Below are 23843 nucleotides of genomic sequence, written 5' to 3'. Positions count from 1 at the left end.
GTAAGGGCGACCTGAGCAACATGGTGCCGGATGGCAATGGAAGTGTTCGTCTGGAATACAACATCCCTGCTCGCGGTCTGATCGGTTTCCGTAACCAGTTCCTGACCCTGACCAACGGTGCTGGCATCCTGACCTCGATCTTCGATCGTTACGCTCCAGTGAAGTCGGGCCACATGTCCGGCCGTCAGAACGGCGTTCTGGTTTCGGTTGAAACCGGCAAGGCACTGACCTACTCGCTGGAAACCCTGCAGGCTCGTGGCAAGCTGTTCGTAGAACACGGCCAGGAGATCTACAACGGTCAGATCGTTGGTCAGAACAGCCGCGACAACGACCTGGGTGTGAACCCTACCAAAGGCAAGAAGCTCGACAACATGCGTGCTTCGGGTAAAGACGAAACCATCGCTCTGGTACCACCTGTTCGCTTCACTCTGGAACAGGCTCTGGAATACATCCAGGAAGACGAGCTGTGCGAAGTCACGCCTAAGTCCATCCGTCTTCGCAAGAAGATCCTGGACGAAAGCGAGCGTACCCGCGCTGCCAAGAAAGCCAAGGCATAAGATTTAGCCCAGGCTGAAAAAAACGCCCCCGGTCGCGAGACCGGGGGCGTTTTTGTTTGTCTGGGGTTTGTGCGGTGTTTGTGCTGGCCTCATCGCTGGCAAGCCAGCTCCCACAGGGTTTTGCGTCGCACATGAATCTTCTGTACGGCAACAATCAATGTGGGAGCTGGCTTGCCAGCGATGGCGGCCTGACAGGCGCCGAAAATTTCAGGAAAGGTCAGAACTTCTCGATCGACCGCGAATTCTGCACCCGCTCGACTTCTTTGGGCTTGTACGCGCAATACCCCGGACGCGGGCCGATTTTCGGGTGGTTGCGGCAGGTGTCCGGGCGCTTGTCATAAATGGTGCACAGGCGGCTCTTACGATCCAGGTAGTAGCAATCGTTGTTGCTCATGCGCTGCAGGGTGAAGATCCCCGACTTCTGGTTGAAGCGCTCGACCAGCCCTTCCTTTTGCAGGCGTTTGGCGATGTTCTTTGGCGGATCGCCCAGCTCGAACTCGTCGACCACGCCGATGCGTACCAGGTCCTTGATCTTGACCTCGACCGGCAGGGTGCAGCAGCTGGAGACACAAGAGCCGCACATCGGGGCCGAATATTTGGCCCACGTATCGAGACGGTCGATCTCGGCGGCGGCAATCAGGTTGGGCTTCATCATCGGGAATTACCAGGCGTGTGCATCAGGGCGCGCGATCATACCGGGACTGGTGGATTTTTGAACAACCTTTCGCCAGATTTTTGCAAATGCCGCGCAAATGTCATTCAGTCCGGCACGGCCCCTGCATTCATTAGCCCACTCGCCAAGGTAATGCCGGGCTATCTCACCGACTTCGGAAAAACTGCCGAACCAGCGCCTCTACCGTCGGTCAGACCGTCTAGGCTCAGACAATTCCCCGCTCGCTCGAGGTCCTATCGATGACTCAAGAACCACTAGTTCGCGAAGCAGAGGTGGCCGCATTCCGCGATGCCGTCCTGACCAAGCTCACCTATGCAGTGGGTAAAGACCCGGATCACGCTTTCGACCATGACTGGTTCGAAGCCATTGCCCTGGCGGCGCGCGACCACATGGTCGAACACTGGATGGACCACACCCGGCAGATCTACCGCAAAGGCCAGAAGCGGGTGTATTACCTCTCGCTGGAATTTCTCATCGGCCGTTTGCTCTACGACAGCCTGAGCAATCTCGGCCTGCTCGACGTCGCCCGTGAGGCACTGACTGAACTGGGTGTCGATCTGGAACGCATTCGCCTGCTGGAACCCGACGCGGCACTCGGCAACGGTGGCCTCGGACGTCTGGCGGCGTGCTTCATGGAAAGCATGTCGACCCTTGGCATCGCCGGGCACGGCTACGGCATTCGCTACGAGCATGGGCTGTTCCGGCAGGCCATCGTCGATGGCTGGCAGCAGGAACAGACCGAGCACTGGCTGGATTTCGGCAACCCGTGGGAATTCGAACGTCCGGAAGTGGTGTACTCCATCGGCTTCGGCGGCAGTGTTGAAACCGTCACCGATGCCAGTGGCAAGTCCAAGCAGGTCTGGTCGCCTGCGGAAACCGTACGAGCGATTGCCTACGACACGCCAGTGGTCGGCTGGCGCGGGGCGAGCGTCAACACCCTGCGCCTATGGCGTGCGCGAGCCATGGAAGATCTGCACCTGGAACGTTTCAACGCCGGTGACCACTTGGGCGCCGTCGCCGAAGTCGCCCGTGCTGAAAGTATTTCCCGCGTGCTTTACCCGGCCGACAGCACTGAGGCCGGGCAGGAGCTGCGTCTGCGTCAGGAATACTTCTTCGTCGCCGCCTCTCTGCAGGATTTGCTGCGTCGTCATCGCAACATGCACACCTCGGTGCTGACCCTGGGCGATCACGCAGCGATCCAGCTCAACGACACTCACCCTTCGATTGCCGTCGCCGAACTGATGCGCCAACTGGTCGACGTCTACGACGTGGCCTGGGATGCGGCGTGGCAAGTCACGGTCGATACCTTGTCGTATACCAACCACACGCTGTTGCCCGAGGCGCTGGAAACCTGGCCGGTCGGCCTGATGGAACGCATGCTGCCGCGGCACATGCAGATCATTTATCTGATTAACGCGCAGCACATCGACTCGCTGCGCGCCAAAGGTATTCATGATTTCGATGTGCTGCGCGCGGTGTCGCTGATCGAAGAGGACAACGGTCGCCGGGTGCGCATGGGCAACCTCGCGTTCCTCGGTTCGCACAGCGTCAACGGCGTGTCCGGGCTGCACACGCAGTTGATGCGCAAGACCGTGTTCGCCGAATTGCACAAGCTCTACCCGGAGCGGATCAACAACAAAACCAACGGCATCACCTTTCGCCGCTGGCTGTTCCAGGCCAACTCCGAGCTGACCTCGATGCTGGTCGACTCCCTCGGCCCGGAGGTGCTGGATAACCCGGAAGAGCGCTTGCTCGACCTCGAACCGTTCGCCGAGCAACCCGCCTTCCGCAAAGCCTTCGCCGAACAGCGTCTGCACAGCAAAAAGGCCTTGGCCTACTTGATTCACGAGCGGCTGGGGATTGCGGTCAATCCGGCGGCGATGTTCGACGTGCAGGTCAAGCGGATCCACGAATACAAGCGCCAGTTGCTCAACCTGATGCACACCGTGGCGCTGTATCAGGCGATCCGCGCCGAGCCTGAAGTCGACTGGGTACCACGGGTGAAAATCTTCGCCGGTAAAGCGGCGGCCAGTTATCACCAGGCCAAACTGATCATCAAGCTGACCAACGACATCGCCCGGGTGGTGAACAACGACCCGACCGTGCGTGGCCTGCTGAAGGTGGTATTCCTGCCCAACTACAACGTCAGCCTGGCAGAGAGCATCATTCCGGCGGCGGACTTGTCCGAGCAGATTTCCACGGCCGGCTTCGAAGCTTCGGGCACCAGTAACATGAAGTTCGGCCTCAACGGTGCGCTGACCATCGGCACCCTCGACGGCGCCAACGTGGAAATGTGCGAGCGCATCGGCGCCGAGCACATGTTCATCTTCGGCCTCAGCGCGCAGCAGGTTGAGGCGCGCAAGCAGAACCACGAGTTCAGCGCCGTACCGGACATCGCCGCGTCGCATCGTCTGAACGATGTGTTGCAAGCGATCCGTAGCGGCGTGTTCTCGCCGGACGATACGTCGCGCTATACCGGGCTGATCGATTCGCTGGTGGACTACGACCGCTTCCTGGTCTGCGCCGACTTCGATTCCTACTGGGAAGCGCAAAAGCGCGTCGACGCGCACTGGCACGATTCCAACAACTGGTGGCGCTCGGCAGTGCTCAACACGGCACGCATGGGCTGGTTCTCGTCCGACCGGACGATTCGCGAGTACGCCACGGATATCTGGAAGGCACTGGAGTAACTTTCGGCAACAAATGTGCGCAAGGCCCAACGTTTGTTGGGCCGGATCGATATACTGAGCGCCGGTTACCGGGCTGTTCAGCCACCACTGATCGAATGTAGAAGTGAGCCTGCTCGCGATAGCGCCGTCACATTCAACAGCTTCGTTGACTGACAAACCGCTATCGCGAGCAGGCTCACTCCTACATGGGTTTGTGCCTAGACTGAAGCAATCGCCGGACTCGCCCCGCCTCGGGCTGCTTAGGGATATCGACCATGCAATGGATGTTCATGTTGATCGGGCTGCTGCTCGGCTGGCTGCTCGACGAGTCGTTCAGCGCCGCGTTGCTGGGTGCACTGCTCGGGCTTGTGATCGGGCAGACGCTGCGCATCGCCCGGCTTGGCTCGCAGGCTGCAGAGCAACAGCGCCAACTTGAACAGACAAAAGCGGCTTTGCAAGGCGTCGCTCAGCGCCTGTATCTGCTGGAAGGCTCCCCCTCTCACGCGGTGCCAGCAGCAGGCGTGGAACCGGTCGTCGAACCCGTCATCGTCGCCGAACCGGCACCCGCCGTCACGCCGGATCTGGTCTGGGAACTGCCACCCGAACTCGAACCGATCTCTGTCGTTGCCAGCGAAACCAGTCAGCCGCTGCCGGCCGATGTCTGGCATCTGGATGCCGTCACCGACGAGCCAGCTACACCTGCACAACCTGCCGAACCCCGTGGCCCGAACCTGATCGAGCGCGGTATCAGCGCTGCGCGCAACTGGCTGTTCGGTGGCAACACCGTGCTGCGGGTCGGCGTGGTGCTGTTGTTCTTCGGGCTGGCCTTTTTGTTGCGCTATGCCACCGAAGGCATGGTTGTGCCGATCGAATTGCGTTACGCCGGCGTCGCTGCAGCGGCCTTGGCCCTGCTGGCGCTGGGCTGGTGGCTGCGCAAACGCAACAGCAGTTATGCGCTGATTCTGCAGGGCACCGGGATCGCGGTGCTGTACCTGACGGTGTTTGCGGCGATGCGTCTGCATCCGTTGCTCGATCCGTCTGCCGCGTTGGGTTTGCTGGTAGCAGTGACGGTGTTTTCGGCGATTCTCGCCATCACTCAGGATGCGCTGGGGCTGGCAGCGGCTGCAGCATTGGGCGGTTTCGCCGCGCCAATCCTGACCTCGACCGGGGAGGGCAATCATGTCGCGCTGTTCAGCTATTTCGCCTTGCTCAACGCCGGCATTCTCGCCATCGCCTGGTTCAAGGCCTGGCGCCTGCTTAACCTGATCGGGTTCGTCGGCACGTTCGGCATCGGTTTCGCCTGGGGCTTGCGTTCCTACGCGCCTGAATTGCTGTGGAGCACCGAGCCGTTCCTGATCCTGTTCTTCCTGATGTACCTGGGCATCGGCCTGTTGTTTGCCCGGCGCAAGTTGCTCGACATGCCCGATGCGCCAGCGGACGACGATCGCGAGGCGCTGCTGCACTGGTCGGCGCGCAAGGGCGACTACGTCGACGGCACGATGCTGTTCGGCCCGCCGATCGTTGGCTTCGGTCTGCAGTTTGCGCTGGTGCAGCACCTGGAGTTCGCCGCCGCGTTCAGTGCACTGGCACTGGGCGTGATCTACATGGGCCTGGCGCGGGTGTTGATGGGCGGTCGCGCCTTGTTGCTGGGTGAAACCTGTCTGGCGCTGGGGGTGATTTTCGCCAGCCTGGCGATCCCGCTGGGCCTCGATGCGCGCTGGACTTCGGCGGCGTGGGCCGTGGAGGGCGCGGGGATTTTCTGGCTCGGCTTGCGTCAGCAGCGACCGTTCGCCCGAGCGTTTGCCTTGCTGCTGCAACTGGGTTCGGCGCTGGCGTTCCTCAGTCAGTTGCGGGTCGGCGAAAGCAGCCTGCTCGACGGCGCACCGTTGGGCGCATTGATGCTCGGTATCGCGCTGCTGTTCAGTTTCTATCAGTTGCGCAAAGCCACGCCGGAACAGGCATCGCCGTGGGAGCGTCAGGGTTTGCCGGTGCTGGCGGCGCTGGGCCTGACCTTCCTGTACCTGCTGGCGCCGCTGTTTTTCTTGGTTCAGGCCACGGCGATCAGTTGGGCATTGGCCGGGCTGGTGACCTTGTTTGTCGGCCTGCGCCTGCAATCGCGCACGTTCCTGTTCACCGCGTTCGCTGTGCAGTTGCTCGGCGGCGCGCTGTTCCTGTTGCGTTTGCAAGGTGCGGGCGAGGATTCGGCGGCGGTGTTCAGCGCCGGGTGGAGTGGTTTGCTCAGCGCATCCGTGATTGGTCTGGCGTTGATCGGCGGCATGTTGCTGGCGGCGCGCGACGAGATGGTGCGCGGCGATGTGCGGCTGCTACGCGGGTTGTCGGTGGTGTTGCTGGCGGGGTTGGTGCTGATCAATCTGGCGGTGCTGTTCGTGCTGCCGTGGCAAACCGCGAGTGCGGTGTGGGCGGCGAGCGGTCTGTTGATCATCTGGCTGAGCCTGTACCTCAAACAGCGCGTGAGTTTTGTCTTTGGGCTGTTGTTGCAGTTGATCGGTGGCGCGGCGTTCTTGTTGGCCGGCCCCGAGTTGCTCGGGCCGCTGTCCAGCGAAGGACTGCGGCCGTTGGCCCATGGCGGTTTCTGGACGCCGCTGGTACTGGGGCTGGCCGCGCTGGTCGGTGCCTGGCGTCTGCAACTGGGCAATCACGCCTCGGCCTTCGATGCGCTGAGTTTGCAACGCCTGTCTGAAGTGCTGCTGGTGTGGGGCGCCGGTTGGTGGGCGTTGGCGTGGGTGAGTGAGGTGCTGCGTTTTGCGCCGCTGAATCTGCAGGCGACGCTGTTGCTGCTGATTGCCGCGCTGAGTGTGGCGCTGTGGACATTGTTGGCGCTGCGCCTGAAATGGCCGGCGCTGGGCCTGCTCTGCACCTTGCTGATTCCGGCGGCGGGGCTGGTGCTGCTGGCGGCGTGGCATTCGCGTTATCACCCAGCGGCGAATTTTGGTTGGCTGGCGTGGGTATTGGTGTTCGTCGTGCACTTCTTCAGCCTGCGGCGTCTGGCGCCGATGCTGCCGGCGCGGGCCTTGAGCACGGCGCACGTGCTGGGTTGCTGGCTGCTGATCGGCGTGTTGGCGCTGGAGTTGCGCTACGGCTTGCTGCTGTTGTCCGAACAATACAACGCGTGGCGCTGGCTGGGCTGGGCGATCCTGCCGAGTCTGTATCTGTTGCTGGCGGCGGCTCCGCGTAAATGGCCATGGCCGGTGGCGGCCTTTGCGCGCGAATACCGTTTGTATGCCGCTGCGCCCTTGGCAGTGCTGATGCTCGCGTGGTTCTGGCTGGCCAACGGCTTCAGCGACGGCAACGCCGAACCGCTGCCGTACGTGCCGCTGATCAACCCGCTGGAACTGGGCCTGCTGTTCGCCCTGTTCGGGGTGTACGTGTGGTCGCGTTATGCGGTGACGCAGTTTGCCCTGCGCAAGGATTACGCCGAGTACGCCACGCAACTGGTCGCCGGGGTTTCGCTGTTCGCTTTCTGCACCGCGCTGGTGACCCGTGCTGCGCACCATTGGGCGGGGATTCCGTTCGAGCTGGATCTGCTGCTTGAGTCGATGCTGGTGCAGGCCGGTTTGTCCATCGTCTGGACGCTGATGGCGCTGGGTCTGATGATCGGCGGCCATCTGCGTCACAGGCGCGAAGTGTGGCTGATCGGCGCGGCGCTGATTGCGCTGGTGGTGGCCAAACTGATTTTTGTCGAATTGAGCAACCGTGGCGGCCTCGCCCGGATCGTCTCGTTTATCGGGGTCGGCGTGTTGCTGCTGGTGGTGGGCTATTTCGCACCGCTGCCACCGAAACGCGTCGAAGCCGAACCGGTGGCGGACAAACCCGTGCCGGATACCGAAGGAGTTTCATCTTGAGTCGCATGCTGAATCTGGGGTGGTTGGCGTTGGGCGTGGTGATGGCTGCCGGCGCCCAGGAAAAACCGGCGGACTTCGCCACGCAGGTGCCGCTGACGGTGAGTGGCAATGGCCCTTGGTATCGCCTCGACCTGCCGCTGAGCGCGCAATTGCAGGCACGCCAGACCGATCTCAGTGATCTGCGCGTGTTCAACGCCGCCGGCGAACCGCAGGCCTACGCCCTGGCCCGGGAGTCGGCGCAGACCCGCGACGACGGGCAGTTGCATGAGGTGAAGTGGTTCCCGTTGTACAACGCTGCCGATGCCAGCGAGCGCGCGCCGAACGTGCGCGTGCAATCGACCACCACCGGCACGCTGGTGGAAGTGCAGCCGTCGACGCAACTGGAGGCCGGCGAAGAAGTGCTGCGTGGCTGGCTGCTCGATGCCAGTGCGATCAAGGCGCCGCTGCAGCAACTGATCCTCGACTGGACCAGCGAGCGTGACGGTTTCCAGCGCTTCAGCATCGAGGCCAGTGATGACTTGCAGCATTGGCAGGCGTGGGGCGAGGGGCAGGTGGCGCGCCTGACTTTTTCCGACGAGCGCATCGAGCAGCATGAAGTGATGCTGCCGGGGCAATCCGCGCGCTATCTGCGTTTGCTGTGGGATGCGCCAACCTCGGCGCCCATCCTCACGTCGGCGCAACTGAAAAGCAGCGATCCACACAACGTGCCGCTGCCGTTGGTCTGGTCGCAAGCGCTGGCCGGCAGCAGCACCAAGTCCGGCGAGTACACCTGGCAATTGCCGATGGGGCTGAATGTCGAGCGGGTACAGGTCGAGCTGAAGCAGCCGAACAGTCTGGCACCGGTGACGCTCGCGGGCCGGCGCGAAAGCAGCCTGCCGTGGCGGACCCTGAGCAATGGTTTGCTGTATCGCCTGACCCAGAACGGTCAGGACGTGGTGCAGAACGAATTGCAGTTGTACGGGCAGACTGTGCAGCAGCTGAAACTGAGCGTGGATGAGCGTGGCGGCGGTCTGGGCGAGCAGGCACCGAGTCTGAAATACGCGGTGCGGGCGACGCAGGTGATTTTCCTCGCACGAGGTGACGGGCCTTACAGCCTGGCGCTGGGCAATCCGACGGTGAAAACCGCGAACCTGCCGCTGAGCACGCTGATTCCGGATTTCAAACCGGAGAAACTCGCGACGCTGGGCAAGGCAACGGTGCAAGGTGAAGTGGTTGCCACACAGGCTGCGCCGGCGACTACGGCGGCAGTGGCCGAGACCAACTGGAAGAAGATCGGCTTGTGGGCGGTGTTGCTGGTGAGTGTGGTGTTCCTCGGGGCGATGGCGGCGAGTCTGCTGCGCAAACCGCCAGCCAATTCCTGAGAATGGCTGGCGCTGCGCGCCAATCGCTGGCAACCCAGCTCCCACAGGTTATTTGGTGTACGCAAAACAGGTGAGCGACCGAAGTCCTTGTGGGAGCTGGCTTGCCAGCGATGTCGGTCGATCAATCAATAAAAATCCGCAAACTGCCGCTATCAACTCAACCACCACCCGTCCCGAACCGGACTACGCTGACTGCGGTGCATGAACTCTCTCGACCCGATCACGTCTGATAGAGGCAATTGCGCCCCAATGCACGTTACCGGGCGTCATCGCTCGCTACGTTTTCAGACTCCCTGTAAACTGCGCGGGTTTTTAGCCCCCCATTCCACCGGAGCCGTCCATGTCCCGCGTTACCCTGAGTCGCTATTTGATTGAGCAGACCCGCAGCAATAACACTCCTGCCGATCTGCGCTTCCTGATCGAAGTGGTGGCGCGTGCCTGCAAAGAGATCAGCCACGCCGTGTCCAAAGGCGCCCTGGGTGGTGTGCTGGGCAGCATGGGCACTGAAAACGTCCAAGGCGAAGTGCAGAAGAAACTCGACGTGCTGTCGAACGAGATTTTGCTCGAAGCCAACGAATGGGGCGGTCACCTGGCCGGCATGGCGTCCGAAGAAATGGACAATGCCTACCAGATCCCGGGCAAATACCCGAAAGGCGCCTACCTGCTGGTGTTCGACCCACTGGACGGCTCGTCGAACATCGACATCAACGCCCCGGTCGGCACCATCTTCTCGGTACTGCGTTGCCCGAATGAATACCTGAGCCAGAACGAAGCGCTGAACGAAAAAGCCTTCCTGCAGCCAGGCACCCAGCAGGTGGCTGCCGGTTACGCGATCTACGGCCCGCAGACCATGCTGGTACTGACCTTGGGCGACGGCGTCAAAGGCTTCACCCTGGACCGCGAAATGGGCAGCTTCGTGCTGACCCACGAAGACATCACCATTCCTGAAACCACCCAGGAATTCGCGATCAACATGTCCAACCAGCGCCACTGGGAAGCCCCGGTACAACGCTACGTCAGCGAACTGCTGGCCGGCGAAGAAGGCCCGCTGAAGAAGAACTACAACATGCGCTGGGTCGCGGCGATGGTGGCCGACGTACACCGCATCCTGACCCGTGGCGGTCTGTTCATGTACCCACGCGACAGCCGTGAGCCGTCGAAGCCGGGCAAACTGCGCCTGATGTACGAAGCCAACCCGATGTCGTTCCTGGTGGAACAGGCCGGCGGCGCGTCCACCGACGGTCACCAGCGCATCCTCGACATTCAGCCCGAGGGCCTGCACCAGCGCGTAGCGGTGTTCCTCGGCTCGAAAGAAGAAGTCGCCCGCGCTACGGCCTACCACAAGGAATAAACCATGACCGCGCCTTGGCAGCCGTTGCTCGATTGGTGGTTCGGACACGCCGAATCACCGGACGAGATATCGGCTGACAAGGGCAAGTTGTGGTTCGGCAAGAAAGACAGCCAGGACCTCGAAGCGCGTGAGCGTTTCGGGGTCTTTGTCGATCAGGCCCTCGCTGGCGAATTGACCGATTGGACGCAACGTCCGGAAGGTTGGCTGGCCGTGGTGCTGCTGCTCGATCAACTGCCGCGCATGATCTTTCGCGATACACCCAAAGCATTCTCTGGCGATCTTCGTGCGCAGAAACTTGTCGCGCAGGGCATTGCCGCGGACTTCGATCGGCAACTGAAGCCGATTCAGCGGGTATTCATTTATCTGGTGTTCGAACACTGCGAAAACCTCGCGGTGCAGAACGAAGCCGTTTCGCGCTTTATCGATCTGCTGGCTGAGCAGCCGGAAAGCGAGCGGGCGGTGTTTGCCGACAATCTGGACTATGCCGAGCGGCATCGGAAAGTGATTGCGCGGTTTGGACGGTTTCCGCATCGCAATGCGGTGTTGGGGAGGGAGTCGACAGCTGAGGAGTTGGCGTTTTTGAAAGAGCCGGGTTCGCGTTTTTAGGACGATTCTCGGCAACCTCAACAACCAGCCCTCACCCTAACCCTCTCCCGGAGGGAGAGGGGACTGACCGAGGTGGTCTGTCGCTATACATCGACCTGAAGCATCCAGTCGAACTCAGGTTTGAAAAGCTTGAAGATCTACTCCCTTCCCCCCTTCCCCCCTTGGGGGAGAGGGCTGGGATGAGGGGTGGCTCTTGATCTTAGATCCGGAAGCTACCCACCAGCTGCTTCAAGCGCGCCGCCTGCTGCTCCAGATCCGAACAAGCGCGCAAGGTCGCCTGCAGGTTCTCCACACCTTCCTGGTTCAGCGTGTTGATCTCGTTGATGTCGACGTTGATCGACTCGACCACCGCGGTCTGCTCCTCGGTCGCGGTAGCCACCGACTGGTTCATCCCGTCGATCTCGCCGATGCGCTGGGTCACGCTGCCCAGACGTTCGCCGGCCTGGTTGGCGATGCCGACGCTGCTTTCGCTCTCGCGCTGGCTCTCGGTCATGATGCTCACGGCCTGACGCGCGCCGACTTGCAGTTCTTCGATCATCTTTTGCACTTGCTGCGCCGAGTCCTGGGTGCGGTGGGCGAGGTTGCGCACTTCGTCGGCGACCACGGCGAAGCCACGGCCAGCCTCACCGGCGCGGGCGGCTTCGATCGCAGCGTTGAGCGCCAGCAGGTTGGTCTGCTGCGAGATACTGGTGATCACTTCCAGAATCTGCCCGATGTTCACCGTGTTGCTGTTGAGGGTTTCGATGTTGCCGCAGGAGTCGCTGATTTTTGCCGACAGCTGCTGCATGGCGTGGATGGTTTTATCCACAACCTGCTGACCATCGACCGCCAGGCTGCGCGCATCGCTGGAGTGCTGCGAGGCGAGGGCGGCGTTCTGGGCGATTTCCTGGGCGGCGGCGCCGAGCTGGTTGATCGCCGCGGCCACGCTGTTGGTGCGGGTTGCTTGCTGGTCGGAGTTGTACATCGACGAGTTCGACGCCGCGACCACGCGCAGGGCGACTTCGTTGACTTGGCCGGTGGCCGAGGACACTTCACGGATCGAGGTGTGAATACGCTCGACGAAACGGTTGAACGACAGGCCCAGCGCGCCGAATTCATCATGGCCGTGGATCACCAGGCGTTTGGTCAGGTCGCCTTCGCCTTCGGCGATGTCATGCATGGCGCGGCCCATGGTCAGCAGCGGTTGCATCAGCACGCGAATCAACATGCCGAGCAAGGCGATGATGATCACCACCGCGATCACCATGGCGATCAGCGCCGAGGTGCGGAACTCGCTGAGCATCGAGAACGCTGTGTCTTTGTCCAGCACCAGCGCCACGTACCAGTCAGCCGAAGGCACGCCGTTGACGCGGGTGAAGGAAATCAGTTGGGTCTTGCCGTCGAACTCGACCTCTTTCAGGCCCGGGCTGACTTTCGGTGCGCCGTTCGGGTAGGCCTCGGCGAGGGTTTTCAGGACCAGTTTGCTGTCCGGGTGAATCAGGATCTTGCCGTCGGCGCTGACAATGAACGCATGGCCGTGGCCGCCAAAGTTGAGCGAGTTGATGATCGCGCTGACGCTGGTCAGATCGATGTCGGCACCGGCCACACCGATCATCTGGCCCTGGCGCTGCACCGGGGTGGCGACGGTGATCACCAGTTTGCCCGACGATGCGGCGATGTAGGGTTCGGTGACGATGGTCTGCTGGGCGCTGTTGGCGGCCTTGTACCAGCCACGGGCGCGCGGGTCGTAGTCCGGCGCGCGGTTGCCGGCGGGCACCGAGAACATCACGCCGTCAGCGCCGCCGAAGTAGCTGAGCTGGAAATTGCCGGTGTAGGCGGGCAGGTCGATGATGCGCTTGAGGCTGGCCGGGGCGCTGCCGTCTGCGGCGACTTGCTGCGACAGCGATTGCAGCAACTGGATGCGGCTTTCCAGCCAGGTCTGGATGTTGCTGGTGGTCAGGCTGCCCAGTTCCTGCATCGAGGCCTCGGTGCTGCTGCTCAGGGCTTCGCGTTGTCGATAGTCGTTGAACAAAATGAAACAGGCGAACGCAACGGCCACCACGAGGGCGGCAGCCAACAAGATCTTGTGGCTGAATTTCATGTTTCTGGTCATCGAATGAACTACCGCGAAGGGGCTGGTCGAGAAAGGGCGGCAATTTGCCACACTCGGGGGCTTTGCGCTGCTCTTATTTCGACCGCCGTGCGCCAAAGATTAGGCGTCTTTCGGGAAATGCGACGAAATGCTCAGTTGCCCTGCAAAGTGTCTGATTTAAAGGTAAAAGCCAGACGAGCGGGCAAATAAATAGCCTTCCCCGCACGGAACCAGATGAGGGTTTTCTCTTCTAAGCTTCTGGTTGGCACCATGCCATCCCCCCTCGTTCCAGGAGTTACTTCATGTCGCTGCGATCTATCGCCCTTCTGACTTTTTGCGTGCTGCTGGCCGCGTGCAGCAAGGTCAATCAGGAAAACTATTCCAAGCTTTCGGCCGGCATGGCCAAGGCCGAAGTGGAGACGCTGCTCGGCAAACCCACCGACTGCTCGGGCGCGCTCGGCATGTCCAGTTGCACCTGGGGCGACCAGAAAAGCTTTATCAGCGTGCAGTACGCCGGTGACAAAGTGTTGATGTTTTCCGGCCAAGGCCTGAAGTAAACCGGGGCCAAGCGCCCACGGGAGAAAAATAATGAAGCGGTTATTGTTTGTTCTTTTTGCCGGCCTGGTACTGGCCGGCTGTGCCACGCATGGTGAAGATCCGCTGGCGCCCAAGACAGTCCACAGCGTCAACCTCAAGCGCTATCAGGGCACCTGGTATGAACTGGCGCGCCTGCCGATGTATTTCCAGCGCGACTGCGCACAATCCGAAGCGCATTACTCGCTCAAGCCGGACGGCAACGTCGATGTGCTCAATCGCTGCCTGACTGCGGACTGGCAATGGGAAGAGGTCAAGGGCACGGCTTATCCACAGGTGCCGGGCAAGACCGACAAATTGTGGGTCGAGTTCGATACCTGGTTCTCGCGCCTGATTCCGGGGGTGGCGAAGGGCGAATACTGGGTGTTGTATGTCAGCGACGACTACAAGACCGCCATTGTCGGCGACCCGAGTCGCAAGTACATGTGGTTGCTGTCGCGCACGCCAACGGTCAATGGCGTAGTGCGTGAGGAGTTGCTGAGCAAGGCGCGTCAGCAGGGTTACGATACTACGCGGTTGATCTGGCGGGCGTCGGATCGGCAGATGGCCAAGACTTCGAACTAAAGGTCACCACAAAATCAATGTAGGAGTGAGCCTGCTCGCGATGGCGGTGTGTCAGTCACATATTTATGTCTGACACACCGCCATCGCGAGCAGGCTCACTCCTACATTTTGCTTTGTGTCAGCCCAGCAGTTCGTGCAAAACCTGGGTGAAGGCGCATGTGCTTTGCTCTTCGCCCGCATGCCGCCCATCGCGCACCACCCACTGGCCGTTGACCAGCACGTCGCGCACCTGACGATCGCCACCGGCGAACAACCAGCGATTCAGAATCCCGTCGCCACTGGCGGTGGCCAGATACGGGTCATTGCCATCGAGCACAATCCAGTCCGCCCGCTTGCCGACTTCCAGCGCACCAATCGGCTGTCCCAAAGCCTGGGCCCCGCCGTCCAGTGCTGCGTCATACAACGTGCGCCCGACCATCGGCTGATCCGCGCCATACAAACGGTTACGCCGCTGATCACGCAGACGCTGGCCGTATTCCAGCCAGCGCAATTCCTCGACCACGCTGAGCGACACATGGCTGTCGGAACCGATGCCCATGCGCCCGCCCTGGGCGAGGAAATCTACTGCCGGGAAAATCCCGTCGCCCAGATTCGCTTCGGTGGTCAGGCACAGCCCGGCGATGGCGCGACTCTTGGCCATCAGCGTGACTTCTTCGGGATTGGCGTGGGTCGCGTGGACCAGGCACCAGCGCTGATCAACCTCGGTGTTTTCGTAGAGCCATTGCAACGGACGGCGACCGCTCCAGCTCAGGCAGTCATCGACCTCTTTCTGCTGCTCGGCGATGTGGATGTGCACCGGGCACTGCTTGTCGCTGGCGGCTAGCACTTCGCTGATCTGCTGCGGGGTGACCGCGCGCAGCGAGTGGAAGCACAGACCCAGCGATTGCGCTTTTTGCTGAGCCAGTAATGGCTGCAAGCGCGATTGCAGGTTCAGGTAATTTTCGGTGCTGTTGATGAAGCGACGCTGACCGTCGTTCGGCGTCTGGCCGCCGAAACCCGAGTGGCTGTAGAGCACGGGCAGCAGGGTCAGACCGATGCCGCTTTCGCTGGCGGCCTGACTGATGCGCAGCGCCAGCTCGGCCGGATCGGCATAAGGCTGGCCGCTGCTGTCGTGGTGCACATAGTGGAACTCAGCGACCGAGGTGTAACCGGCCTTGAGCATCTCGATGTACAGCTGACGGGCGATAACGCCGAGTTGCTCGGGGCTGATTTTTCCGACCAGCCGATACATCAGGTCGCGCCAGGTCCAGAAACTGTCATTGGGATTGCCGGCTACTTCGGCCAGGCCCGCCATCGCGCGCTGGAAGGCGTGGGAGTGCAGATTGGGCATGCCCGGCAACAGCGGACCGCTCAGCCGTTCGGCGCCGTCTGCAGTGGAATCGGCCAGGATTTGGGTCAGCACGCCATCGGCGCTGACCTCAAGACGTACATTGTTGGCCCATCCGTTAGGCAGCAGCGCGCGTTCGGCAAAGAAAGCGGACATGGTTCAGCACCCCATCGTGTGTTATTTGTATATACATATACAGACGTTTGCCTGCCCGGTAAACTCCGGCAAGCTAGCAACCTTCATCCAATGAACAGGGATCAACCGTGCCGACTCCGCCTCCAGTCTCCCCGTTGGCCGCGAACATGGGCGACAGTCCGGCGCCCTTGTACGCCCGCGTCAAGCAGATGATCACCCAGCAGATCGACAGCGGTAACTGGCCGCCGCACTACCGCGTGCCGTCGGAAAGCGAACTGGTCAGCCAGCTCGGTTTCAGCCGCATGACCATCAACCGTGCCTTGCGCGAGATGACTGCCGACGGCTTGCTGGTGCGCATGCAAGGCGTCGGTACGTTCGTCGCCGAACCGAAAAGCCAGTCCGCGCTGTTCGAAGTGCACAACATCGCTGACGAAATCGCCTCCCGTGGCCATCGCCACACCTGCCAGGTGATCACCCTCGAAGAAGAGGCTGCCGGCTCCGAGCGCGCGCTGGCACTGGACATGCGCGAAGGGCAGAAGGTCTTCCATTCGCTGATCGTGCATTACGAGAACGACATTCCGGTGCAGATCGAAGACCGTTTCGTCAACGCGCTGGTCGCCCCGGAATACCTCAAGCAGGACTTCACCCTGCAGACGCCTTACGCCTATCTCAACCAGGTTGCGCCACTGACCGAAGGCGAGCACGTGGTCGAAGCGATCCTCGCCGAGCCGTCCGAGTGCAAGTTGCTGCAGATCGAAAAAGGCGAGCCGTGCCTGCTGATCCGTCGCCGCACCTGGTCGGGGCGTCAGCCGGTGACCGCCGCACGTTTGATTCACCCAGGTTCCCGTCATCGTCTGGAAGGACGCTTTCATAAATGAGTCAGGTAAAGGTTTTACGCGCTGAAGGCTTCCCGCGCATGCCGTGGAAAAACGGCGGCGGCAGCACCGAGGAAATCACCCGTGACGCCGGTGCAGGTCTGGATGGTTTCGGCTGGCGCCTGTCGATTGCCGACATTGCCGAGTCCGGTGGTTTCTCGACCTTTGCCGGTTACCAGCGGGTGATCACGGTACTGCAGGGCGACGGCATGACCCTGTGCGTCGACGGCGACGACACCCGGCCACTGTTACCGCTGGACCCGTTTGCCTTCAGCGGTGAGAGTCAGGTGTCCTGCACCTTGCTCGGCGGCGCGATCCGTGACTTCAACCTGATCTATGCGCCGCAGCGTTACAGCGCGCGGCTGCAGTGGCTGGATGGCGAGCAGCGGTTCTTCAGCTCGGCATCGACGGTGCTGGTGTTCAGTGTCAGTAAGCTGCTTGAGGCGACAGTCGCTGACAGCGTCGCGCAACTGGGGCGCCATGATTGCCTGCAACTGGACGGTAACACCGGCCTGCTTGAAGTTGCGGTGAATGCAGCGTGCTGCGTGATCGAGCTGACTGCACGCTGATCCTTCTGCTCATATAAAACACATTGTGGCGAGGGAGCTTGCTCCCGCTGGGCTGCGAAGCGGCCCCATTTCGGTAAATGCCGGAATGGGAGTCCTTCGGCCTCCAGCGGGAGCAAGCTCCCTCGCCACAATTGCGTTCACGCAGGCTGTTTCCCTTCACGCACCAACTTGTTACCGAACGCCCCAGCGTGGCGCAAAACCACGGGTTCGTAACGATCCTCCGCTACCTCAATTCCTCCCCGCAAAAATTTTCATCCACGCTGCAACCCTTGTCTCAGGCGCTCTGCAGCCCTGTCCGCCATTTTTCCTGAACGCGCCTCCAACATGTTGGCCGCTTGATTGCATATGCTTGTATGTACAAGTAAAGACGTATGCGTATGAGTCCGCAGCGTCCACTGATTCGCTTGTCGCGCATTGAGGCGCACAGGCTGCTTGCCCACTGCCAGGGTTGGTTTGAATTGATCGCTGAGGAGTCTTTTTCGTGACTGACACAAAACCTACTAAATACCGTGACGTCGAGATCCGCGCTGCCCGCGGCAACAAGCTGACCGCCAAGAGCTGGCTGACCGAAGCGCCGCTGCGCATGCTGATGAACAACCTCGATCCGGAAGTGGCCGAGAACCCGAAAGAGCTGGTGGTCTACGGTGGCATCGGTCGCGCGGCGCGTAACTGGGAGTGCTACGACAAGATCGTCGAGAGCCTGACCAATCTGAACGACGACGAGACCCTGCTGGTGCAATCCGGCAAGCCGGTCGGCGTGTTCAAGACTCACAGCAACGCTCCGCGCGTACTGATCGCCAACTCCAACCTGGTGCCGCACTGGGCGAGCTGGGAACACTTCAACGAACTCGACGCCAAAGGCCTGGCCATGTACGGCCAGATGACCGCCGGCAGCTGGATCTACATCGGCAGCCAGGGCATCGTTCAGGGCACCTACGAAACCTTCGTTGAAGCCGGTCGCCAGCACTACAACGACAACCTCAAGGGCAAGTGGGTGCTGACCGCAGGCCTGGGCGGCATGGGCGGCGCACAGCCATTGGCTGCCACCCTGGCTGGCGCCTGCTCGCTGAACATCGAATGCCAGCAGGTGAGCATCGATTTCCGCCTGAAAAGCCGCTACGTCGACGAGCAAGCCAAAGACCTCGACGACGCCCTGGCGCGCATCGCCAAATACACCGCTGAAGGTAAGGCAATCTCGATTGCCCTGCTCGGCAACGCGGCAGAAATTCTGCCGGAACTGGTCAAGCGCGGTGTGCGCCCGGACATGGTCACCGACCAGACCAGCGCCCACGACCCACTGAACGGCTACCTGCCGGCGGGCTGGACCTGGGACGAGTACCGCGCCCGCGCCAAGACCGAGCCGGCTGCCGTGATCAAAGCCGCCAAGCAATCGATGGCGGTCCACGTCAAAGCGATGCTGGCGTTCCAGAAGCAAGGCATCCCGACCTTCGACTACGGCAACAACATCCGTCAGATGGCGCAGGAAGAAGGCGTGGAAAACGCATTCGACTTCCCAGGCTTTGTACCTGCCTACATCCGCCCACTGTTCTGCCGTGGCATCGGCCCGTTCCGCTGGGCGGCGCTGTCGGGTGATCCGCAGGACATCTACAAGACCGACGCCAAAGTCAAAGAACTGATCCCCGACGACGCGCACCTGCACAACTGGCTGGACATGGCCCGCGAGCGCATCAGCTTCCAGGGTCTGCCGGCACGTATCTGCTGGGTGGGCCTGGGCCTGCGCGCCAAGCTCGGTCTGGCGTTCAACGAAATGGTGCGCAGCGGCGAGCTGTCGGCACCGATCGTGATCGGTCGCGACCACCTCGACTCCGGCTCGGTCGCCAGCCCGAACCGCGAAACCGAATCGATGCAGGACGGTTCCGACGCCGTGTCCGACTGGCCACTGCTCAACGCTCTGCTGAACACCGCGAGCGGTGCGACCTGGGTCTCGCTGCACCACGGTGGTGGCGTGGGCATGGGCTTCTCCCAGCACTCGGGCATGGTGATTGTCTGCGACGGTACTGACGAAGCGGCCGAGCGTATTGCGCGCGTGCTGCACAACGACCCGGCCACCGGTGTCATGCGTCACGCCGATGCCGGTTACCAGATCGCCATCGATTGCGCGAAGGAGCAGGGTCTGAACCTGCCGATGATTACCGGCGGCAAGTAACACAGATTCCTGTGGGAGCTGGCTTGCCAGCGATAGCGGTGGCACTGCCGGAATTGATGTTGAAGGTGCCGACGTCATCGCTGGCAAGCCAGCTCCCACAAGGGTTCGAGTAGGCTCGAGAGAACAATTAAAACAATCCACAGAGGTTGAATCATGGCTGTAACCCCCGATCGTGCAGGCAACAAACCGTTGATCGAAAGGCGTTCGATCGACTACATCCCGGAAGCGGAAAGACACGGTCGTCTGTTGAGCCAGTTCACCCTGTGGATGGGTGCGAATCTGCAAATCACCGCGATTGTCACCGGGGCCCTGGCCGTGGTGCTGGGCGGTGATGTGTTCTGGTCGTTGATTGGTCTGTTGCTCGGTCAATTGCTGGGCGGCGGGGTGATGGCGCTGCATGCGGCACAAGGGCCGAAACTTGGCTTGCCGCAGATGATTTCCAGCCGCGTGCAATTCGGCGTCTACGGCGCGGCGATCCCGATCGTGCTGGTGTGCCTGATGTACCTGGGTTTCACCGCCACCGGTACGGTGCTGTCCGGCCAGGCGCTGGGCCAGTTGTTTGGCGTCAGCGACACCGTCGGCATCCTGCTGTTCGCCAGTGTCATCGTGGTGGTCACGGTGCTCGGTTATCGGGTGATCCACTGGATCGGCCGGGTTGCCAGTGTCATCGGCGTGATTGCCTTCGTGTATCTGTTCAGCCGTTTGCTGAGCCAGGTGGATGTTGGCGCGCTGTTGCAGATCCGTCACTTCAGCTGGAGCAGTTTCCTGCTGGCGGTGTCGCTCGCGGCGTCCTGGCAGATCGCGTTCGGCCCTTATGTGGCGGACTATTCGCGTTACCTGCCGAGCAAGGTTTCCTCGGTGAAAACCTTCTTTGCCGCTGGCGCAGGTTCGGTCATCGGCGCGCAGGTGGCGATGGTCCTCGGCGTGTTCGCGGCAGCTTCGGCCAACGGCCAGTTTGCCGGTCACGAAGTGGCTTACATCGTCGGGCTGGGCGGCACCGGTGCTACCGCGGCGCTGCTGTACTTCAGCATCGCCTTCGGCAAGGTGACCATCTCGACACTGAACTCATACGGCAGCTTCATGTGCATCGCCACCATCATCAGCGGCTTCCGTGGGCATCTGACGGTCTCGCGCCTGCAGCGTCTGGTGTTCGTGCTGGTGATCGTCGGCGCGGCAACCCTGATCGCCTTGCTCGGCCAGCACTCGTTCCTCGGTGCATTCAAGTCGTTCATCCTGTTTTTGCTGGCGTTCTTCACGCCATGGAGTGCGATCAACCTGGTCGATTACTACTGCATCACCCGCGAGCGCTACGACGTGCCGGCGCTGGCCGATCCCAACGGTCGTTACGGGCGCTGGAACCTGCTCGGGATCAGCGTCTATGTGTTCGGCGTGCTGGTGCAGCTGCCGTTCATCTCCACCAAGTTTTACACCGGCCCGCTGGTGGCCGCCCTCGGTGACGTGGATATCTCCTGGATCATCGGTCTGGTGCTGCCTGCCGCGCTGTATTACCTGTGCGCGAAAAAATGGCACGGCTCGGTGCCCGATCACCTGATTCTGCCGGTCGAGCAGAACAGCGTTGTACCACCTGAAAAAAGTAGGGCCGGGCGCGCTGCGGCGCAGGCCTGATTGGACGTGGACAGGGCTGGATGCCTCTTGACTGCCGTAAGCCAATTCATGATTAGGAGCGTCGCAACAATGAAATCGAACAAGACCCTGCTCACCACACTGCTGTCCATGGGCCTGTTGGCCAGTGCCGGCGCCACCCAGGCGGCCGGCTGGTGCGAATCCGGCAAACCGGTGAAATTCGCCGGCCTGAACTGGGAAAGCGGCATGCTGCTGACCGACGTGCTGCAAGTGGTGCTGGAGAAAGGTTACGACTGCAAGACCGACAGCCTGCCGGGCAACTCCATCACCATGGAGAACGCCCTGAGCAGCAACGACATTCAAGTGTTCGCCGAAGAGTGGGTTGGCCGCAGCGAGGTCTGGAACAAGGCCGAGAAGGCCGGCAAGGTGGTCGGTGTCGGCGCCCCGATCGTCGGCGCGATCGAAGGCTGGTACGTGCCGCGCTACGTGATCGAAGGCGACGCCAAACGCAAGATCGAGGCAAAAGCCCCGGACCTGAAAAACATCGCCGATCTGGGCAAATACGCGGCTGTTTTCAAAGACGCCGAAGAGCCGTCCAAGGGCCGTTTCTACAATTGCCCGGCGGGCTGGACCTGCGAGCTGGACAACAGCGAAATGCTCAAGAGCTACGGCCTGGAAAACACCTACACCAACTTCCGCCCGGGCACAGGACCTGCGCTGGATGCGGCGGTGCTGTCGAGCTACAAGCGTGGCGAGCCGATCCTGTTCTACTACTGGTCGCCAACCCCGCTGATGGGCCAGATCGACGCGGTCAAACTCGAAGAAAAGCCGGGCGTCGACAAAAGCGTGAGCATCAAGGTGGGCCTGTCGAAAACCTTCCACGAGCAGGCACCGGAACTGGTGGCCGTGCTGGAAAAGGTCAACCTGCCGATCGACCTGCTGAACCAGAACCTGGGACGTATGGCGAAGGAACGTATCGAGTCGCCAAAACTGGCGAAAATCTTCCTCAAGGAACATCCTGAGGTCTGGCACGCGTGGGTCAGTGACGACGCAGCCAAGAAAATCGACGCGGCGCTGTAGGTCGATACCTCCCGGTCAACCGTGAGGCTGGCCGGGAGATATGCCGTAAATCGCTTGATTGAGATTTCTGATTGAGAGCCGCTTATGTTTCCCGAAAGCTTTACCTTTTCCATCGCCGACTGGGTCAACGGTTGGGTCGATTCGCTGGTTACCAACTACGGTGATGTGTTCCGCCACATCTCCGACACCCTGCTGTGGGCCATCGTCAACCTCGAAGGCCTGCTGCGTGCGGCGCCGTGGTGGTTGATGCTGGCGATCGTCGGTGTGGTCGCATGGCACGCCACGCGCAAAGTCGTCACGACTGCGGTCATCGTCGGTCTGCTGTTCCTCGTGGGCGCTGTCGGCCTGTGGGACAAACTCATGCAGACCCTGGCGCTGATGATGGTCGCGACGATCATTTCGGTGCTGATCGGCATTCCGCTGGGGATTCTCTCGGCGCGCAGCAACCGCCTGCGTTCGGTGCTGATGCCGCTGCTCGACATCATGCAGACCATGCCCAGCTTCGTGTACCTGATTCCGGTGCTGATGCTGTTCGGTCTGGGCAAGGTCCCGGCGATTTTCGCCACGGTGATCTACGCCGCGCCGCCGCTGATCCGCCTCACCGATCTGGGCATCCGCCAAGTCGACGGGGAAGTCATGGAAGCGATCAACGCCTTCGGTGCCAACCGCTGGCAGCAACTGTTCGGCGTGCAATTGCCGCTGGCCCTGCCAAGCATCATGGCCGGGATCAACCAGACCACCATGATGGCCCTGTCGATGGTGGTGATCGCCTCGATGATCGGCGCCCGGGGTCTGGGTGAAGACGTGCTGGTGGGGATTCAGACCCTCAACGTCGGACGCGGCCTCGAAGCCGGTCTGGCGATCGTGATTCTCGCAGTGGTCATCGACCGCATTACTCAGGCGTACGGTCGGCCACGGCATGAGGTGAGCAAATGAAAAACGCAACCGTGAGCAAGATCGAAGTCAAAAACGTCTTCAAGATTTTTGGCAACCGCGCCAAGGACGCACTGGCGATGGTCGGCCAGGGCAAGACCAAGGATCAGGTGCTGAACGAAACCGGTTGCGTGGTCGGGGTCAACGACCTGTCGCTGAGCATCGGCACTGGCGAGATTTTCGTGATCATGGGCCTGTCCGGCTCCGGCAAATCGACCCTGGTGCGCCACTTCAATCGTTTGATCGACCCCACCAGCGGCGCGATTCTGGTCGACGGCGTGGACATCCTGCAATACGACATGGAAGCGCTGCGCGAATTTCGCCGGCACAAGATCAGCATGGTGTTCCAGAGCTTCGGCCTGCTGCCGCACAAGACCGTGATCGAGAACGTCGCCTACGGTCTGAAAGTGCGCGGCGAAAGCAAACAGTTGTGCGCCGAACGTGCGCTGCACTGGATCAACACCGTGGGCCTCAAAGGCTACGAAAACAAATACCCGCACCAGCTCTCTGGCGGCATGCGTCAGCGCGTGGGCCTGGCCCGCGCCTTGGCGGCCGACACCGACATCATCCTGATGGACGAAGCGTTCAGCGCGCTGGATCCGCTGATCCGCGCCGAGATGCAGGACCAGTTGCTGGAGCTGCAAAAGACCCTGCACAAGACCATCGTCTTCATCACCCACGACCTCGACGAGGCCGTGCGCATCGGCAACCGCATCGCGATCCTCAAGGACGGCCGCCTGATTCAGGTCGGCACGCCAAGAGAGATCCTGCATTCGCCGGCGGATGAGTATGTTGACCGGTTCGTGCAGCGGCGGGCGGCGGTGGTTTAGTGGACTAAGGGTGAGACTGCTTTTGTGGCGAGGG

17 protein-coding genes and 2 pseudogenes are annotated in these 23843 nt (G+C 61.4%); 15 read left to right on the top strand and 4 right to left on the bottom strand.

All coding sequences use genetic code 11. From position 1 onward, the window contains the following. Positions 1-557: pseudogene (locus ACIP8I_RS20670) on the top strand (translational GTPase TypA); the annotation flags it as partial. A gap of 217 nt (positions 558-774) precedes the next feature. On the opposite strand, the gene ACIP8I_RS20665 reads toward ACIP8I_RS20670, so the two are convergent. After that, the gene (locus ACIP8I_RS20665; RefSeq protein ID WP_007961740.1) at positions 775-1212 is read right to left on the bottom strand and encodes a YkgJ family cysteine cluster protein; all 438 of its coding nucleotides are present in this window, start codon (positions 1210-1212) and stop codon (positions 775-777) included. A 257-nt stretch (positions 1213-1469) separates the two neighbouring features. On the opposite strand from ACIP8I_RS20665, the gene ACIP8I_RS20660 reads away from it, so the two are divergent. The 5 genes from ACIP8I_RS20660 (at position 1470) to ACIP8I_RS20640 (ending at position 11080) form a co-directional block, all read left to right on the top strand. Further along, entirely contained in the window at positions 1470-3920 is a 2451-nt protein-coding gene (locus ACIP8I_RS20660; protein ID WP_400763489.1) for a glycogen/starch/alpha-glucan phosphorylase, read from the top strand. 254 nt (positions 3921-4174) lie between these two features. Further along, positions 4175-7762 (top strand): DUF2339 domain-containing protein, encoded by a 3588-nt coding sequence (locus ACIP8I_RS20655; protein ID WP_400763486.1) that lies wholly within the window; start codon positions 4175-4177, stop codon positions 7760-7762. Beyond that, complete coding sequence (locus ACIP8I_RS20650; protein WP_400763484.1) at positions 7759-9123, top strand: DUF3999 domain-containing protein; 1365 nt, start codon at positions 7759-7761, stop codon at positions 9121-9123. The genes ACIP8I_RS20655 and ACIP8I_RS20650 overlap by 4 nt, the downstream gene beginning before the upstream one ends. Before the next feature lie 340 nt (positions 9124-9463). Continuing rightward, the gene (locus tag ACIP8I_RS20645; protein WP_003220797.1) at positions 9464-10474 is read left to right on the top strand and encodes a class 1 fructose-bisphosphatase; all 1011 of its coding nucleotides are present in this window, start codon (positions 9464-9466) and stop codon (positions 10472-10474) included. 3 nt (positions 10475-10477) lie between these two features. Next, positions 10478-11080 carry a DUF924 family protein gene (locus ACIP8I_RS20640; RefSeq protein WP_400763481.1) on the top strand — a complete coding sequence of 201 codons (603 nt, stop codon included), beginning with the start codon at positions 10478-10480 and terminating at the stop codon, positions 11078-11080. 199 nt (positions 11081-11279) lie between these two features. On the opposite strand, the gene ACIP8I_RS20635 is transcribed toward ACIP8I_RS20640, so the two are convergent. Beyond that, complete coding sequence (locus ACIP8I_RS20635) at positions 11280-12044, bottom strand: methyl-accepting chemotaxis protein (protein WP_371917810.1); 765 nt, start codon at positions 12042-12044, stop codon at positions 11280-11282. Positions 12045-12137: 93 nt separating this feature from the next. Next, positions 12138-13160, bottom strand: a pseudogene (locus tag ACIP8I_RS20630) (sensor histidine kinase); the annotation flags it as partial. 293 nt (positions 13161-13453) lie between these two features. Here ACIP8I_RS20630 and ACIP8I_RS20625 point away from each other — a divergent pair. Both ACIP8I_RS20625 and ACIP8I_RS20620 read left to right on the top strand, forming a co-directional pair. Continuing rightward, complete coding sequence (locus ACIP8I_RS20625; protein WP_007961748.1) at positions 13454-13708, top strand: hypothetical protein; 255 nt, start codon at positions 13454-13456, stop codon at positions 13706-13708. 31 nt (positions 13709-13739) lie between these two features. Next, on the top strand, positions 13740-14309 hold the full coding sequence (locus tag ACIP8I_RS20620) for a lipocalin family protein (protein ID WP_007961749.1): 570 nt from the start codon (positions 13740-13742) through the stop codon (positions 14307-14309). Between the two features lie 118 nt (positions 14310-14427). Here ACIP8I_RS20620 and ACIP8I_RS20615 read toward each other — a convergent pair whose 3' ends face one another. Next, positions 14428-15792, bottom strand: a complete 1365-nt coding sequence (locus ACIP8I_RS20615; protein ID WP_400763478.1) for a formimidoylglutamate deiminase — start codon at positions 15790-15792, stop codon at positions 14428-14430. Positions 15793-15938: 146 nt separating this feature from the next. On the opposite strand from ACIP8I_RS20615, the gene hutC reads away from it, so the two are divergent. The 7 genes from hutC (at position 15939) to ACIP8I_RS20580 (ending at position 23809) form a co-directional block, all read left to right on the top strand. Beyond that, entirely contained in the window at positions 15939-16649 is a 711-nt protein-coding gene (hutC, locus tag ACIP8I_RS20610; protein ID WP_162803449.1) for a histidine utilization repressor, read from the top strand. Further along, positions 16646-17215, top strand: coding sequence for a HutD family protein (locus ACIP8I_RS20605; RefSeq protein ID WP_400763476.1), 570 nt, complete (start codon positions 16646-16648; stop codon positions 17213-17215). Before hutC ends, ACIP8I_RS20605 begins: the two co-directional genes overlap by 4 nt. 481 nt (positions 17216-17696) lie before the next feature. Continuing rightward, a complete protein-coding gene (gene hutU, locus ACIP8I_RS20600; protein ID WP_400763474.1) occupies positions 17697-19382 on the top strand; it encodes a urocanate hydratase in 1686 nt (561 codons plus the stop codon). Positions 19383-19535: 153 nt separating this feature from the next. Then, complete coding sequence (locus tag ACIP8I_RS20595) at positions 19536-21008, top strand: purine-cytosine permease family protein (protein ID WP_400763472.1); 1473 nt, start codon at positions 19536-19538, stop codon at positions 21006-21008. 69 nt (positions 21009-21077) lie between these two features. Continuing rightward, positions 21078-22046 carry an ABC transporter substrate-binding protein gene (locus ACIP8I_RS20590; protein ID WP_007961756.1) on the top strand — a complete coding sequence of 323 codons (969 nt, stop codon included), beginning with the start codon at positions 21078-21080 and terminating at the stop codon, positions 22044-22046. 84 nt (positions 22047-22130) lie between these two features. Continuing rightward, complete coding sequence (locus ACIP8I_RS20585) at positions 22131-22982, top strand: proline/glycine betaine ABC transporter permease (protein WP_007949591.1); 852 nt, start codon at positions 22131-22133, stop codon at positions 22980-22982. Then, the gene (locus tag ACIP8I_RS20580; RefSeq protein WP_183783813.1) at positions 22979-23809 is read left to right on the top strand and encodes a glycine betaine/L-proline ABC transporter ATP-binding protein; all 831 of its coding nucleotides are present in this window, start codon (positions 22979-22981) and stop codon (positions 23807-23809) included. The genes ACIP8I_RS20585 and ACIP8I_RS20580 overlap by 4 nt, the downstream gene beginning before the upstream one ends. Positions 23810-23843: the final 34 nt, after the last annotated feature.

It is taken from the genome of Pseudomonas sp. NPDC088414, assembly GCF_044753325.1.
Taxonomy (GTDB): domain Bacteria; phylum Pseudomonadota; class Gammaproteobacteria; order Pseudomonadales; family Pseudomonadaceae; genus Aquipseudomonas.
This window is presented reverse-complemented; position numbering and strand designations above follow the sequence as displayed.

Excerpts from the sequence above, each read along its gene's own strand:
- ACIP8I_RS20625 (WP_007961748.1), top strand. The coding sequence starts at position 13,454 with ATGTCGCTGCGATCTATCGCCCTTCTGACTTTTTGCGTGCTGCTGGCC.
- ACIP8I_RS20595 (WP_400763472.1), top strand. The coding sequence starts at position 19,536 with ATGGCTGTAACCCCCGATCGTGCAGGCAACAAACCGTTGATCGAAAGG.
- ACIP8I_RS20635 (WP_371917810.1), bottom strand. The coding sequence starts at position 12,044 with ATGTACAACTCCGACCAGCAAGCAACCCGCACCAACAGCGTGGCCGCG.
- ACIP8I_RS20580 (WP_183783813.1), top strand. The coding sequence starts at position 22,979 with ATGAAAAACGCAACCGTGAGCAAGATCGAAGTCAAAAACGTCTTCAAG.
- hutC (WP_162803449.1), top strand. The coding sequence starts at position 15,939 with ATGGGCGACAGTCCGGCGCCCTTGTACGCCCGCGTCAAGCAGATGATC.
- ACIP8I_RS20620 (WP_007961749.1), top strand. The coding sequence starts at position 13,740 with ATGAAGCGGTTATTGTTTGTTCTTTTTGCCGGCCTGGTACTGGCCGGC.
- ACIP8I_RS20640 (WP_400763481.1), top strand. The coding sequence starts at position 10,478 with ATGACCGCGCCTTGGCAGCCGTTGCTCGATTGGTGGTTCGGACACGCC.
- ACIP8I_RS20655 (WP_400763486.1), top strand. The coding sequence starts at position 4,175 with ATGCAATGGATGTTCATGTTGATCGGGCTGCTGCTCGGCTGGCTGCTC.
- ACIP8I_RS20585 (WP_007949591.1), top strand. The coding sequence starts at position 22,131 with ATGTTTCCCGAAAGCTTTACCTTTTCCATCGCCGACTGGGTCAACGGT.
- ACIP8I_RS20605 (WP_400763476.1), top strand. The coding sequence starts at position 16,646 with ATGAGTCAGGTAAAGGTTTTACGCGCTGAAGGCTTCCCGCGCATGCCG.
- ACIP8I_RS20590 (WP_007961756.1), top strand. The coding sequence starts at position 21,078 with ATGAAATCGAACAAGACCCTGCTCACCACACTGCTGTCCATGGGCCTG.
- ACIP8I_RS20615 (WP_400763478.1), bottom strand. The coding sequence starts at position 15,792 with ATGTCCGCTTTCTTTGCCGAACGCGCGCTGCTGCCTAACGGATGGGCC.
- ACIP8I_RS20665 (WP_007961740.1), bottom strand. The coding sequence starts at position 1,212 with ATGATGAAGCCCAACCTGATTGCCGCCGCCGAGATCGACCGTCTCGAT.
- ACIP8I_RS20660 (WP_400763489.1), top strand. The coding sequence starts at position 1,470 with ATGACTCAAGAACCACTAGTTCGCGAAGCAGAGGTGGCCGCATTCCGC.
- ACIP8I_RS20645 (WP_003220797.1), top strand. The coding sequence starts at position 9,464 with ATGTCCCGCGTTACCCTGAGTCGCTATTTGATTGAGCAGACCCGCAGC.